This is a genomic window from Paenibacillus fonticola DSM 21315 (assembly GCF_000381905.1).
GTDB lineage: Bacteria > Bacillota > Bacilli > Paenibacillales > Paenibacillaceae > Fontibacillus > Fontibacillus fonticola.
In genome coordinates this window covers 21,841-36,390 of sequence record NZ_KB907276.1, presented here as the reverse complement: position 1 = coordinate 36,390, position 14,550 = coordinate 21,841, and the positions used below count along the sequence as shown (strand labels likewise).

14 protein-coding genes and 2 riboswitches are annotated in these 14,550 nt (G+C 48.6%); of the genes, 7 read left to right on the top strand and 7 right to left on the bottom strand.

All coding sequences use genetic code 11. From position 1 onward, the window contains the following. Positions 1 to 166: 166 nt before the first annotated feature. The 4 genes from G358_RS0124755 to G358_RS0124735 all read right to left on the bottom strand — a co-directional run bounded on the left by G358_RS0124755 (position 167) and on the right by G358_RS0124735 (position 4,877). Positions 167 to 643, bottom strand: coding sequence for a C40 family peptidase (locus G358_RS0124755; RefSeq protein ID WP_019639958.1), 477 nt, complete (start codon positions 641 to 643; stop codon positions 167 to 169). 4 nt (positions 644 to 647) lie between these two features. Further along, positions 648 to 786: riboswitch (cyclic di-AMP (ydaO/yuaA leader) on the bottom strand. A 214-nt stretch (positions 787 to 1,000) separates the two neighbouring features. Further along, complete coding sequence (locus G358_RS0124750) at positions 1,001 to 1,492, bottom strand: C40 family peptidase (protein WP_019639957.1); 492 nt, start codon at positions 1,490 to 1,492, stop codon at positions 1,001 to 1,003. 5 nt (positions 1,493 to 1,497) lie between these two features. Continuing rightward, a riboswitch (cyclic di-AMP (ydaO/yuaA leader) is annotated at positions 1,498 to 1,634 on the bottom strand. Positions 1,635 to 1,877: 243 nt separating this feature from the next. Beyond that, positions 1,878 to 2,699, bottom strand: a complete 822-nt coding sequence (locus G358_RS0124740) for a hypothetical protein (protein WP_019639955.1) — start codon at positions 2,697 to 2,699, stop codon at positions 1,878 to 1,880. A 189-nt stretch (positions 2,700 to 2,888) separates the two neighbouring features. Continuing rightward, on the bottom strand, positions 2,889 to 4,877 hold the full coding sequence (locus G358_RS0124735; RefSeq protein ID WP_019639954.1) for a M1 family metallopeptidase: 1,989 nt from the start codon (positions 4,875 to 4,877) through the stop codon (positions 2,889 to 2,891). A 205-nt stretch (positions 4,878 to 5,082) separates the two neighbouring features. Here G358_RS0124735 and G358_RS0124730 point away from each other — a divergent pair, with 205 nt between their 5' ends. From G358_RS0124730 to G358_RS0124710, 5 genes are all read left to right on the top strand, one after another. Further along, positions 5,083 to 5,607, top strand: coding sequence for a YwhD family protein (locus G358_RS0124730; RefSeq protein WP_019639953.1), 525 nt, complete (start codon positions 5,083 to 5,085; stop codon positions 5,605 to 5,607). 244 nt (positions 5,608 to 5,851) lie between these two features. Continuing rightward, on the top strand, positions 5,852 to 6,517 hold the full coding sequence (locus tag G358_RS0124725; protein WP_019639952.1) for an amino acid ABC transporter permease: 666 nt from the start codon (positions 5,852 to 5,854) through the stop codon (positions 6,515 to 6,517). Then, positions 6,498 to 7,175, top strand: a complete 678-nt coding sequence (locus G358_RS0124720; protein WP_019639951.1) for an amino acid ABC transporter permease — start codon at positions 6,498 to 6,500, stop codon at positions 7,173 to 7,175. The genes G358_RS0124725 and G358_RS0124720 overlap by 20 nt, the downstream gene beginning before the upstream one ends. Positions 7,176 to 7,196: 21 nt before the next feature. After that, on the top strand, positions 7,197 to 7,949 hold the full coding sequence (locus G358_RS0124715) for an amino acid ABC transporter ATP-binding protein (RefSeq protein WP_019639950.1): 753 nt from the start codon (positions 7,197 to 7,199) through the stop codon (positions 7,947 to 7,949). Positions 7,950 to 7,970: 21 nt separating this feature from the next. Continuing rightward, positions 7,971 to 8,837, top strand: a complete 867-nt coding sequence (locus G358_RS0124710; protein WP_019639949.1) for a cysteine ABC transporter substrate-binding protein — start codon at positions 7,971 to 7,973, stop codon at positions 8,835 to 8,837. Positions 8,838 to 8,979: 142 nt separating this feature from the next. On the opposite strand, the gene G358_RS0124705 is transcribed toward G358_RS0124710, so the two are convergent. The 3 genes from G358_RS0124705 to G358_RS0124695 form a co-directional block, all read right to left on the bottom strand. Then, a complete protein-coding gene (locus tag G358_RS0124705; protein ID WP_019639948.1) occupies positions 8,980 to 9,366 on the bottom strand; it encodes an ArsR/SmtB family transcription factor in 387 nt (128 codons plus the stop codon). 320 nt (positions 9,367 to 9,686) lie between these two features. Continuing rightward, positions 9,687 to 10,355: a DNA-3-methyladenine glycosylase gene (locus G358_RS0124700; RefSeq protein ID WP_019639947.1), complete on the bottom strand. Its 669-nt coding sequence runs from the start codon at positions 10,353 to 10,355 to the stop codon at positions 9,687 to 9,689. 89 nt (positions 10,356 to 10,444) lie between these two features. Beyond that, positions 10,445 to 12,496 (bottom strand): transglycosylase domain-containing protein, encoded by a 2,052-nt coding sequence (locus tag G358_RS0124695; protein ID WP_019639946.1) that lies wholly within the window; start codon positions 12,494 to 12,496, stop codon positions 10,445 to 10,447. 279 nt (positions 12,497 to 12,775) lie between these two features. On the opposite strand from G358_RS0124695, the gene speE reads away from it, so the two are divergent. Next, positions 12,776 to 13,603 carry a polyamine aminopropyltransferase gene (gene speE, locus G358_RS0124690; RefSeq protein WP_026342449.1) on the top strand — a complete coding sequence of 276 codons (828 nt, stop codon included), beginning with the start codon at positions 12,776 to 12,778 and terminating at the stop codon, positions 13,601 to 13,603. Positions 13,604 to 13,617: 14 nt separating this feature from the next. Then, the gene (gene speB / locus G358_RS0124685; RefSeq protein ID WP_019639944.1) at positions 13,618 to 14,487 is read left to right on the top strand and encodes an agmatinase; all 870 of its coding nucleotides are present in this window, start codon (positions 13,618 to 13,620) and stop codon (positions 14,485 to 14,487) included. The last annotated feature ends 63 nt before the right edge of the window (positions 14,488 to 14,550 follow it).

Genomic DNA, 14,550 nt, shown 5'->3' with positions numbered 1-14,550 from the left:
TAAGCCGCAAGCTCAGTTCGTATAACATGGAGTAATGGAAATAACCCGGAGTAAAGAAAAAACTGCGACAATTCCGGCAGGAATTGTCACAGCGGGTCAGCCAAAAGGCAGTAAAGTGCAGTGAAATGCAATAAAATGCTCGAAGGTAATGTCTCAGTCATGCGAATTAGGATTGGGCGGCATGAGTTGAATAGCCGTATTTGCTTAAAATCCGCTTCGCTCCCACATAACGTTTCTTATAGTAGCTGTTGCTTAACTTGTCCGTACGGATTCCTTTCGAAGAAGAGGCGTGGGCAAACTTTCCATCGCCGATATAAATACCGACATGGGATACCCCTTTGCCAGATGTGTTAAAGAATACAAGATCGCCTTCTTTTAATTGATTCTTAGGAATTGGTGTACCTTGCTTGTACTGGGCTGACGATACACGAGCCAACTTCACACCCATTTTCTTAAAGACGTAACTGGTAAATCCGGAGCAATCGAAGCCGTTAGCTGTGGTTCCTCCGAGCTTATAAGGCGTGCCATATACCGAGGCTACTGTTTTGTTGAGTGTAGTGTCCGAGTCTGCGTAGGCGCTTGCTGTTCCCATCGTGAAAAGAATAGCCAAGCTCGTCGCCGCTGCTGTCAAAGTCTTTCTCAAGTTGTATTACTCCTTCCAAGGCCTGCGAGGTTAGCTTAAGGATTCGGTTGAAGGTTCCCTATCATCTCTTCTGAAGCGAGATCAATTCACCCATAAATGGTTCCCCCGTTTCCCGGGTGCCGGGAATTCGGCTGGTCAAGTTGTATGCACCCGAAACGAAACGACTAACAATAATAATGACAAGTTTGTTACTTATTTCATTGGTTATTCTAACAAAGTAGTCCAGCATTTGCAAGGCTTTGCCCCGTCATTGCATGTTGGTAAAGATTTCCCGCAGGGCGGTTGTTTGTTCAACAAAATAAAAAAACCTGCAGAAAGGGATTCAACCACAATCTCTACAGGTTTCTTGGACTTATGTTATTCTACATCATCATGGTCTTGGCCCGGTTCCGCAACCTCTACATACTTGTCTGTACTCAAAATACGTTTGGCCCCGACATAGCGTTTGACATAATAGTCTTCGCTTAATTTGCTGATTGTTACGCCCTTCTTAGAAGAAGAATGTGCAAAGCTCTCGCTGTCGACCATAACGCCAACGTGGGAGATTCCATTTCCAGAAGTGTTGAAGAATACGAGATCACCTGCCTTCAACTCATCTTTCTTGACCGCTGTTCCCATTTCGAATTGGGATTTCGATGTGCGTGGAAGCTTGATATCGAGACTCTTGAAAACGTAAGTCGTAAATCCGGAACAATCGAAGCCATCCGTTGTCGTTCCGCCTGCCAGATATTTAGTCCCTAGAGCAGATTGAACAGTGCTGTCCAGTTTAGAGTCTGCGAAAGCGCTGCCAGCTCCCAGGGAGAATAAAATTGAGAAACTTAAAGCTGCTACGGCCAACTTTTTCTTCAAAGAAATTATGCTCCTTCCAATGCCTACGAGGTTAGCTTAAGGATTCGGTTTGAAGGTAACCTATGATCCCTCTGAAGCGAGATCAATTCACCCAAAGTGGTTCCCCCGTTTCCCCTGTGACGGAATTCGGCTATGATTTAATCCCACAGAGAACGTATTCCATAATCGTGTCAGTAATGGATTCGCCAGTAATGCTTGGCTTTCCGTTAATTATGACAGAAATGATTACAAATCTGTTACTTAAAAAGTACTGTTGTTATTGTAACAAGGCAGGCATCATTTGGCAATGGTTAAATTGCGAGAATGATATAGAAAACTATAAAAAAAGGCCCCGTGCAAGCACGGAAGCCTTGTGGCTCAAGGGAGTTAGGAAGATGAAGAAATTTTAACTTTTTTGCTGCCATAAATTAAATTGAGAGGTTGTTTTCCAAATTTTGAATATGCTACGGAATAATGGATAGATTTGCTGCAGGATTAAAGCTAGAATTCCAGTCCAGGTCCAGGATACCGCTCCGAATATTACAAAAATGGCTGAGCAGAAAGCTGTAAGAAGGAAGGAGATCCAGAGGCCGTTTAATAGATGCCTCCAGCAAAGAAGCAGGGAGGGCCAGGCAGTGCCTTTGAATAAATAACCAAATTGCACAAAGAGCATCGTTTGACGAATAAACCAGTTGCATGCCAGCCAGCTGAGCACATAAGCAATAGATATGAGGAAGGCTGGAAGAGGACTGTTCCCATAAAGGAGGCGGGACAAGGAGTCAATCACTTTGGGAAGGAAGCAATAGGCAGGTATAATCATCAGCGCGAGCTCCAGCAAGTAGAATAGAGCGACCGGCTTTCCGAATTTCTGCATTCCCCGGAATAAGGGAAGTCCAGTGGCCTGCTCATCGTCAGGGAGAAGCCCGTATAATATGCCGGCTTGAATCAATGGGGTTAACAGCAGGCGGAGTACAATCATACCGATTAGAATCCATGCGTAATGATGAACTTCTGGAATTTGCCACAGCCTGTTCTGTCCTTCAACCATAAACAAGATTCGATTCAACTCATTCGGCGGAGGATCCGGGAACCTTTGCAGCACTTGAACAACGGCCGAATTTACGAGCCGGTATAAAAAGACCCCCCACAGCAATTGGTACAGAAACAGAATGATGACGGAGGGGAACTGTCTTTTGACGCTGCTCCACCCATTGCGAATATAGGGCATGATATTCCCTCCTAAAAGTTTTGTGAGCAATATTGCCCCGAATAAACTCCGAACAAAACTTACATCGAAAGCCTACGCTTAGTTTTGTGAGCAATATTGCCCCGAATAGACTACGAACAAAACTTACATCGAAAGCCTAAGCCTAGTTTTGTGAGCAATACTGCCCAGAATAAACTCCGAACAAAACTACTACCATAGGAATGAGCCGGCCAGCAGCTCCAGCAGCTTCGTTATACTAATGTTGGAGCGCGTGCTGATCTTCTCATCAATAACAGCTTTGAAGTAGTTGTTAATGTGCCGGTTTTCAAGCACTAACGTGTATTCCGGGTCGATCATGGCCCAAGCGAGCGGCTCTTTATAGCGCAGTCTGAATTGAATCTGCTCTTCCTCTCCGTTCCAATTTTTGCGAAGCGTATGTCCGTCCTGAAAAGTGAAAAGAATCGGCACCTTCGGATGGGTTCCCCCTTTGCGTTTCACATCAACGACGGATTCGTACAGCTGCCCTTGCTCTTGCTGGATTGGAAATATGGCCACATCCTCTACAGCGTAGTCCGCCATTTTTCCGTCATAGACGTATTGATTGAAATAAGCTTTCCAGGAACGCCCTGTCGTCTGCTCCAGCACCCGTTGAAAATCGGACGAGGTAGGATGCTTGAAACGATATTTGCGGGCATAGACAGACAGCGTGCGATTCATCGCTTTAGAGCCGATTTGCCGCTCGATATCGAGGAGCACAAGCTTGCCGCGGTGATATACATTTTTGGCATAAGTATCTGATGATCCAAACTCCCAGGAGAATTGCGTCAATGGCTGCGGAGTGTGAATTAAGGCTGCTTGTATAGGCAAATTGGTTGTTATGCCGAATTCCTGCTCCATTAAACGGTCTTCAGCATAGGAAGTAAACGCTTCGTCCAGCCACGCTTCTTCAAATTCATTGTTGGCGACCATGCCATAGAAAAATTGGTGTCCAATTTCATGAATTACCGTACGCTCCAATTCGTCGTAGCTGGGGGAGTCATTTGCTGCTCCAAACGCCGTGATCAGCGTGGGATACTCCATACCCCCCGCCCCGTTCCCTTCGGCCGGCGGGACAACGATCGACAAAGTGGAATAGGGGTAGCGCCCGTACCATTTGCTGAAGTTAGCCAGCGCGACCTTGGCGGCATAGAAATAACGATCCTTTAAATCCTGATGCACCGGATCCAAATACAGCTTAATGCGGACTCCGGGCACCTCGTCCGAAGAGAAGGGCTCCTCCGCATAGACAAATTGAGGCGAAGCTGCCCAGGCAAAGTCATGCACATCGTCGGCATAGTATTGATAAATCCGCCGTTCTCCTTCTGGTGCGGCTGCTTTCGTCGGGAATCCTGTAGCTGCTACGGTATACGTACCAGGGACATCGATCCTTACGTTATAGATGCTGAAATCGGCATAGAATTCCGAGTTTCCGTGGTATTGGTGCAAATTCCAGCCTTCGGTCGTCCGACCTCTCCGTAAGACTGGTTCGTAAACACATAGCTTAGGAAACCATTGGCCAGCCATGACGAAATCGCCGGCAGTACCCATGCGCGCAAAAATTTTAGGCAGCTTTACCGTGAAATCAATTTTGAGAGTAATACTTTCACCGCCTTGAACGGACATGGGCAGCCGTACTTTAGCGAGCGTGCTGTCATGCGGATTTCCATCATCAGGCTGAACGTATTGAACCCGGTGCAGGAGGGAAATGCCGTCCATCGTCCGGATTTCAGTCAGCTCCATAGAACCCCAGCCATCCTTGGGCATCACGTCGCTGCGCAGGCGGCCGCCTGATTCCTTCATAAAGGTCGTGTTGGAAGAGGAAAAGGCGTTGGGATATAGGTGAAAATAAAGTTCATTCAGCGTTTTTTTCCCGGGATGAGTCCAGGTCATTGTTTGGGTGCCGGTCAAAGTTCTTTCCTGTTCATTCAGCTTGACGTCAATATGGTATTCTGTAACCCGGTTGCTGAGTATTTCAGCCGTCGGCTGCTGTATGCTCTCCACTTGCTGGGGAAAAGGGGTGTTTGCTGCTGCGGTCTTATCCTGGCCTGGGGCCAGCAAAGGAGCAGCCTCGTTGTCGGCATAAAGCCTGTACATGATGAAACCGCCGATAAGACACAGGGTAAGAATAGAAAGGCGAAGGATAAAAGTTGTTCGGGTCATACAATGGATACCTCCTGTTGACAAGCATCTACAGCATGTATATGTTTGCATTTGGGAGATTATTAGCTAAAATAAAATTAATGTGCATGTTGGAGATACAGCCGCTCTATCTAAGGAAAAAACACACGAAAGCTGCCTTGAAGCATCAACCGTTTAGAGAATAGCGGTACTAGCGGTGATTGCCTCAAGCCAGGTGGAGGGAATTATGGATCATAAAGATACTTCGCAAAAGACGGGTAAGAAAATATTTGCCTTAAATATTATTAGTAATGACGAGAAGAGCAAGCATAAAGGCTTCGGTGCAGGCTCCATTGACTTGAACAGCATGTCTCCGGTCATTATCGATGGAGATGAAGCTTATATCGATATCGGCGCTATGCATGCGAAGAGCAAGGTAGAGAAGGGAATTAAATTTTCAACGAACCGGGAGGATGTTCCCGCTGGACGTCAAGTATGGATCGTATGGATTGCGGTAGACCGCCATCCGGAGAAAGGTCAGTTTTATGGCGGGATGACAGCCTGTGAAATGTGGATCGATACGGAAGCCCGCCGGGGGTGGAAGATTTTAGCCGATCATGTTAACAAAATGGACTATGCTTTGAAACGAAAAGTCCAGCTCGAGGGCTTGTCTGAAGCTCAGAAAGCTTTACTTAAAAAGCTGCTGATTGATACCAATCCGGAGTGGTGGGATCGTTCCTCTGACGAGCTTAAGTCGGCTCTAGAGTCATAAATCATAAGCAAATAGCGTTGAAAAATAAACTGGAAACAGCGTAAATCGTGAGTTAGTCGGCGATTGGCGCTGTTTTTTTTGGCTGTATGCCCGAAGTTTTTGTTGAATTTTTGCTATAAGTGATTTCCTGTATTGACAGCTTTTAGGGGCATGCCTATAATCTAATCAACTTAATTACCAACTTAATGCATTGGATTAATCAGAATTTATTTCAAATTTTAATTTTTGGCAGAGGGAATGGCACATGAATTTAAATTGGAATTACATCTATGAAAGCTTGCCTCTCTATGGGGAAGCAATGTGGCTGACCGTGAAGCTCGCTTTTTGGGCGATTCTGTTTTCGCTCATCGTCGGTCTTGTGGCCAGCATTTTACAGCATTATCAAGTCAAGGGGGTTCAGACTGTCATTACGGCGTACATTGAGCTTTCCAGAAATACGCCTTTGCTCGTACAGTTATTTTTTCTGTATTACGGCTTGCCCAAGATCGGCATTTACATGAGTGAAATGAGCTGTGCAATTGTCGGGCTGACGTTTCTGGGCGGCAGTTATATGGCCGAGGCGTTTCGCAGCGGGATTGAGGCCGTACCCCGGGGACAGATCGAGTCGGGACTAAGCATCGGGCTTTCCCGCCTGCAGCTGGCCAGACATGTAGTGATGCCGCAAGCGTTCGCCATTAGTATCCCATCCCTGGGGGCCAACGCGATATTTTTACTCAAAGAGACTTCTGTGGTCGGTGCGATTTCGTTAATGGACCTGACGAATTTGACCAGAGACTTAATCGGCATGTTTTACAGGACGGAGGAATCCCTGCTGCTGCTGGTAGCAGCCTATCTTGTATTAATTTTGCCATTGTCGTTTCTGCTGTCGTGGCTGGAAAGGAAGGTGCGTTATGCAGAGTTTGGGGATTGAGGTGTTGTTCCAGGGATCGAATTTTATGCGTCTGCTAGGAGGGCTGCTTGTCACGATCGAGATCGCGTTTACCTCGATTTTTATCGGTACTGCACTTGGGCTATTGATGGGGCTCTTACGGACGTTAAAATCCTGGCCGCTCCGATTCATTCTCCGCTTCTATTTGGAAGCATTCCGCATCATTCCGATTTTGGTCTGGCTCTATGTGGCTTATTTCATATTTACGCCCATGCTGCGCGTAGACATCGGCGGAGAACTAACGGCCGTGCTCGTCTTTAGTCTGTGGGGTGCGGCGGAAATGGGTGATATCGTACGGGGAGCGCTGGAATCTTTGCCAAAGCATCAGCTGGAGTCAGGGAAAGCGCTGGGCCTGAAAGCCGGGCAAATCTATCGATATATTTTGATTCCTCAGGCTGTGCGCCGCATGCTGCCAGGGACGATCAATCTGGCTACACGCATGATTAAGACCACCTCGCTCGTGGTGTTGATCGGGGTAATCGAGGTCGTCAAGGTCGGGCAGCAAATTATCGAGCTGGGTGTCATTAAGGCGCCGAATGCTTCCATTTGGGTATATGGGTTTATTTTCATTTTATTTTTTCTGGTGTGCTACCCGTTATCGAGATTATCGAGAAAATTTGAACGCCGGTGGCAAAGTTAGCGGTTGAGGGGGAAGACTGGGATGGCAAGATCCGCTGAAATCCTGCTTGAAATCAAGCAGCTCGTAAAAAATTACGGAGAACGAAACGTATTGGATGATATCAACTTAGAGGTGAGGCAAGGAGAAGTCACTGTAATATTAGGGCCGTCCGGCTGTGGAAAAAGTACACTGCTGCGCTGTCTTAACGGCCTCGAATCTGTACAGGGCGGAACCATTCTCTACCGTGGGCAGAATTTAACGGACCCGGGCACGGATTGGCGGGAAGTCCGCCAGCATATCGGCATGGTGTTCCAGAGCTATGATTTGTTTCCGCATCTGACCGTCATCGATAACATTTTGCTCGGTCCGCTCAAGGTGCAGAGAAGAGAGAAGCAGGAAGCTTTACAGCAAGCGGAACAGCTGCTGGAACGGGTCGGACTGCTTGACCGCAAAAACAGTTATCCCCGCGAACTGTCGGGGGGACAGAAGCAGCGAATTGCGATTGTCCGTGCGTTGTGCATGAATCCGGATATTATGCTGTTTGATGAGGTTACCGCTTCTTTGGACCCGGAAATGGTGCGGGAAGTGCTCGACGTCATACGTGGGCTTGCTGATCAGGGGATGACGATGCTTATCGTCACCCATGAGATGGGGTTCGCCAAGTCAGTTGGCAATCGCATCGTGTTCATAGACCAGGGTAAAATTAGCGAAATCGCAGCGCCGGAGCAATTTTTCACCAAGCCTCAGTCAGAGCGTGCTCAGCACTTTCTGGATATATTTCAATACGATCATTAATTTCGTTAAGGAGATGGGAGAATGGAGAAGGTTACAAAGAGATTAGGATGGCTGATGGTTGGACTTTTACTGCTTATGGGATTAGCTGCATGCGGCTTGGGGGGAGGCAATGCAAGCTCGGCTAAATTTAATTCCATCGAGCAGATCAAGAAGAACGATAAAATTAAAATCGGAGTTTTCGCGGATAAACCGCCATTTGGCTATGTGGATGAGCATGGCGAGAATCAGGGCTTCGACGTATATATTGCCAAGCGATTTGCCAAGGATCTTTTGGGAGATGAAGGTAAGGTCGAATTCGTATTGGTGGATGCAGCCAGCCGCGTGGCTTACCTGGAATCGAACAAAGTAGATATCATTATGGCCAATTTTACAGTGACCGAGGAGAGACAAGAAAAGGTCGATTTTGCCCATCCTTATATGAAGCTGTCCTTTGGCATCGTATCACCGGACAGCGCCCCGATTACATCGATTGATCAATTGAAAGAGGGCGGCAAGAAGCTGATCGTGGCTAAAGGAACGACCGCGGAAACTTACTTCACTAAAAATCACCCGGATATCGAGCTGCTTAAGTTCGACCAGTACACGGAAATTTTCGCAGCACTTAAAGACGGGCGCGGTGCTGCGATTGCCAATGACAACACGGAATTGATCGCTTGGGCGAAATCGAACCCTGGATTTACCGTGACTATTCCGGCCTTTGGCGGACAGGACACGATCGCTCCTGCTGTTGCGAAAGGAAACAAGGAACTGCTGGATTGGATCAACAACGAACTGGCGGCACTTGGAGAGGAGCAGTTCATTCATCAGGCATATCAAGAAACTTTGAACTCGGTTTATGGCGAGGGATTTGCAGAAGAGCTTGTCGTAGAGGGCGGGAAGCTCGATTAATAGAACGGATGAAAAAGAAAGCACACGAAGGCGTGAAGAGCATATCTTCTGCCCTTCGTGTGCTTTTCTATATAAAGAAGATGATCGATGATTGTACTCAACTTGGGGGGCGGCTTGCTCTCGGCTTGAGGTACTTAATGGTTTACTCCTGGTAATTCTTCTCCTTCTGATGCTCCAGCGTCATGGTGATCAGCGTTTGGATATGATGATCCTTTAGCGAGTAGAACACGTTCTTACCTTCTTTGCGCGATTTGGTAATGTCCATTTGTCTCAATAGACGTAAATGGTGGGAGGCCGTAGCGACGGAACTATCGAGAATGGCTGCAACATCGCGCACGCACAGCTCCTCCTTTTGCTGCAGCAAATAGGCGATCTTCATCCGGTTCGGGTCAGAAAGAGCTTTGAACATTTGCGCCATGCCGGCGATGTCCTCTTCGTTTAGACTGTTTCGCAGGTCTGTCGTTATATCGTTTTCATTATGTAAGTGAGAATGCTCATCAGATTGAATGAAGGGAGCAAAGTTTGCCATCAAAAAATACCTCCGAACATTGGTAAATCACCAGTAAAAGAACAGCATTAAGCAGCAAAAACAGAAAATTAACGGAAACAGTAAAATAGTAGTAAACAGTAAATGGTAAATAGTAAAATAGTAAATAGAAAAATAGTAAATAGAAGACAATAATGTTCAATCGTTCATTTGATTGTTTGAATATAGTATACTCCTGATCACTATGAGATTCAAATGTTTGCTTGAATGTGTCGTACAAGCTCCGGCAAACGGCAAACGGCAAACGGTAAGCGGCAAACAAAAAAGCGCCGAACCAGCGCTCTCGAAATTTAGGTTGCTGTCTATGATGGTTTGTACCTGCTTATGTTCTTATCGAGGAGTGGGACATACGGGTTGTCCTTCACGAAGAAGCGCCAAGGCTTGGCGGCATATTCCTCCGCATAGGCGATATTGATCCGGGGGGACTGCATGATGTCCTCGCTTCTCAGCGGCTTTCCTGCCTCAATCCAGAGAGGGCCGCCCTGATCGGCCAGAGATTGGCCGTTCAAAGATTTGTCGATACGCAGTCCGCGGCACAGCTTGCCCGGACCTCCAGATAAATCCACAGGTCTCCTTGCCGCGGCCCCGCGGTGATGGCGCATCATGGCTTCATCCCGTGCAGTCAGAGGCTCCACCGCACGAATGAGCACAGCCTGTGGATCGTTTTCTGTTCCGGTGACGACGTTGAGGCAGTGATACATGCCGTAGATTAAATAAATGTAAGCCACGCCCCCTTCGCCAAACATAATTTCCGTTCTGGCCGTTCTCCGCCCGTTAAAGGCATGGCTTCCTTTGTCCTGCACTCCTCCGTAGCTCTCTGTCTCGACTATGCGGCAGCGAATCTCTCCATCTTCTGTGCGGCGCACGAGCGTATGCCCAAGCAAGCGGGGAGCCGCCTCCAGAGCCGGTAGCTCATAAAATGCCCGGGGCAGCGGTGCTCCCTCATAATATTGATCAGATGCGAAGCTCATCGTCGAAGCTCTCCTTGTCTTGATCTGTAATAAGTACCGTAATAAGTATTGTAATAAAGATACTTCCTATGTTACAGAATACTTTGCGGCTAGTCCATCCACCAGCGCTTCAGATCACTCCACCAAGAGCGGCTCTCTTGCTTGTCTTCCACCGGAAGCGGCTCAGGTTGTTTCTCTCCGTGCTCGCTGCAGGCTTCCGTCGGCTCGGTGCCCTGGATGAACACTTCCAATTTTTTGTCCGGGCAATCTTCAGTCGCAAGCAGACCAGTTTTAGGGTCGAGATATACGCTGACTACCCCATCGGGAATCGGAAAAATTTTTGGGGGAACTTTCTCCAGCGCCTTTTCTGTAAATTTCGCGAAGATGGGCGCTGCCTTCCGTGACTCGGCTGTCCCCAGCGTCTTTCCCTTATCGTAACCGACCCAGACCGCAGTGGAGAGCTCGGGAGTGAATCCCACCAGCCAGGCATCGGTGCTTGTTGTGCCCGTCTTCCCGGCAACCGGACGCTTGATGTCCGCCGATACCCGGTTCCCAGTTCCCCCGGCCTCAAATACGCTCTCCAGCAAATGTGTCAGCACATAGGCTGCGGCAGGCTCCACGACCTGCTCCGTCACTGCCGGGGGAGCTTCATATAATACCCGGTCTTGGTCATCGGTAATTTTCAGTACGGCAACCGGCTTGACCTGTTTCCCTTGATTGCTGATCACGCCGAAGGCCGTGGCCATCTCGAACGGACTGACGGGCGACGTGCCGAGCGCCAGGGAAGGAACGGCATTCAGCGGGCTCGTAATGCCCATGCGCCGGCTAAGCTCGATCACCTGCTCGGCTCCGACGGTCAGGATCGTATTGACGGCATAAATATTGTCCGACGCAGCAATGGCTTGACGCATATCGATGTCCCCCAAATATTTATCGCCAAAATTTTTAGGGCTGTACGTCTTCCGGTTATTGTCATAGTGAAACAGGGTCGGCTGACTGGAAAATTTGCTTGCACCGGTCATTTTGTGAGAAGCCAGGGCCGACAAATACATAATGGGCTTAAAGGTGGAGCCAGGCTGGCGGGTGGTGGCGAACACATGGTTGTATTGGCTCTGTACATAATTTTTCCCGCCGACGAGCGCTTTGATATGGCCGTTGCGGGGGTCGATCGAGATCAGGGCGGCCTCCAAATCCGGCGCACTCTTCAGTTCGCTTGCCACGGCAAGTTCAGCGGCCTCCTGTGCCTCCATATCCAAGGTGGTGTATATTTTCAGCCCGCCATGCTCAAGCAGACTTTCATCGAAGCCAAGCTCATTAATGACGACATTCCTGACATAGTCGCGAAAATAAGGAGCCTTGTCTCCGGCCGTCCGCAGCTTCGGGGATTGGAAATACAGCATTTCATCATAGGCCTGATCGGCTTGCTTCCGGGTAATATTCCCCATCTCGACCAAGGCCCCCAGCACGAGGCGCTGCCGGTCTTTGGCGTTCTTCATCTGATTAAAAGGGGAATAATAAGTAGGCCCCTTCGGTACCCCTGCCAGCATGGCGCTCTCAGCCAGGCTTAACTGCTTGGCGGGCTTGCCGAAATACATTTGCGCCGCCGCCTCAATTCCGTAAGCACCGTGCCCGTAATATATTTCATTCAAATACATGCGCAGAATTTTATCCTTATCGAACTTCATTTCCAGCTGTGCTGTGTACATTGCTTCCTTAAACTTGCGGGACCACGTTCGCTCATGGGACAAATACAGATTTCGCGCGAGTTGCTGCGTCAGTGTACTGGCTCCTTGTACTTTGTTCATTTCCTTTATATTAACGAGCAGGGCCCGGCCCATTCCTTTTATATCAAAACCGAAATGCTCAAAAAAATTCCGGTCTTCTACTGCTAAAGTGGCTTGAATCAAATACGGCGATATTTCATCCAGCGATACGTCTGAGCGGTTTCTATCGGTGCTGGAGAAGACGGCAATCGCCTCTCCCTGCCGGCTAAGCAGCTGTGAGTTCCGATCGGAGTCCGCCAGGGGAAGGTCGGTCTGGTATAAATAGAACAGGAGTGCACTGAAAGCAATGAGTCCAGTAACACAGCAAATCAGTATCAGCTTGAATAACAGTTTCCCGCGACGGCGCCCCCGTCTGCTGCTTCGGATAAGTCGCTGCATGGCATTGAACCCTCCCTTTTTCGTCACTTTTCGCATGAATGAGCTATTGTTAAGTATGGGAAAATTTAGGGGAGATATTCATAGGCAGCACAATCGCTTCTGGCCACAATCAAAGATTTACGCAAACAGTTGCATTTTCACCTTGTTTTAATATAATCAAACATGTTTGGTACAATAGGAAGAGAAACTTTGCAAGAAGTGAATCTGGACAGCCCCCGGCCTCCGGTATGGGTTAATATGACGGCTAAACACTATTCTAACGGAAAGAAGGGTTATACGATGGAATTGTGGTTTACGGAGAAACAGACGCCCGTCTTTGGCATTACGGCAAAAATTCGGGAGACATTGGTGAGAGAGCAGACGGATTTTCAAGATTTAGCGATCATTGATACCGAAGAGTTTGGACGAATGCTGGTGCTTGACGATATGGTCATGACGACGGTGAAGGATGAATTTGTATACCATGAGATGGTAGCCCATCCAGCGTTGTTTACGCACCCAGATCCGAAGCATGTGCTTGTTGTCGGCGGTGGTGACGGCGGCGTTATACGCGAAATTATGAAGCACCCTAAGGTGGAGAAGGCTGTTCTTGTTGATATTGATGGGAAAGTGATTGAATATTCGAAAAAATATTTGCCGGAAATCGCCTGTGAGCTGGATAACCCTCGGGTTGAGGTTCAAGTGAATGACGGCTATATGCATATTATTCAGAGCAAAAATAAGTACGACGTAATCATGGTTGATTCGACGGAGCCTGTAGGCCCGGCGGCTCCATTGTTTGAGCGCGGCTTCTACCAAGGGATTTACGAAGCGCTGAAGGAAGACGGCATTTTTGTAGCACAGACTGATAACCCTTGGTTCAAGGCCGATTTGATTCAGAAAGTGAACAAAGACGTCAAGGAAATTTTCCCGATCGTCCGCGTGTATGGTGCTAACATCCCAACGTATCCAAGTGGGCTGTGGACCTTTACGATGGGCAGCAAAACCTATGACCCGCTTCAAGTGGATGAAGCCCAAATTCCGGAGATCGACACGAAGTACTATTCGCCGCGACTGCACAAAGCTGCATTCGTGCTGCCTAAGTTCGTAGAAGATCTCGTGAAATAAGGGGGAGTGCGGCGATGAAACTGGATCAGGCTTATTCGGGAAACGTGTTTATTTGCAGCTCGGAATCGTATGAAGACGCCAAAGCCGTCATCTACGGGATGCCGATGGATTACACCGTCAGCTACCGTCCCGGCTCACGGTTTGGCCCTGCGCGGATCCGCCAGGCTTCAGTCGGGCTGGAGGAGTACAGTCCTTATTTGGATAAAAGCATTTTGGATGAAACATATTTCGACGCGGGGGATCTATTGCTGCCTTTCGGCAACGCGGCCCGCAGTCTTGATGTGATCGGCGACTATGTTCGCGGTTTGCTGAAGGACGGCAAGTTCCCGATCGGTTTGGGCGGGGAGCACCTCGTTAGCTGGCCGGTCATTCAGGCGATGTATGAGCAATATCCGGACCTGGCCGTCATTCATATCGACGCGCATGCCGATCTTCGCGATCAATATGAAGGCGAGCCGCTGTCCCATTCTACGCCGATTCGCAAAGCGGCTGAATTGATGGGCGGCAAGAACATTTACCAATTCGGCATCCGTTCCGGCTCGAAGGAAGAATTCCTCTACGGGCGGCAAAATATCAACTTCCACCCGTTCGAGGTAGCTGTGCCGTTGAAGACCGAGCTGCCGAAGATGGGCTCGCGTCCGGTGTACGTGACGATCGATATCGACGTGCTCGATCCGTCCTGCGCCCCGGGTACAGGTACGGCTGAGGCTGGCGGAATCACCTCGAAGGAGCTGCTTCAAGCGGTTCATTTGATTGCGAGATCCGATGTGAACGTCGTGGGCTGCGATTTGGTAGAGGTCGCCCCGATCTATGATCCTACAGAGCAAACACAGATTGTCGCGGCGAAGCTGATCCGTGAAATGCTGCTTGGCTTTGTGAAGTAGTGGAGCGTCCTAGCTAGCAGTAGAGGCCCGTAGCTAGATCGGTTATTAAACATGAAAATATAA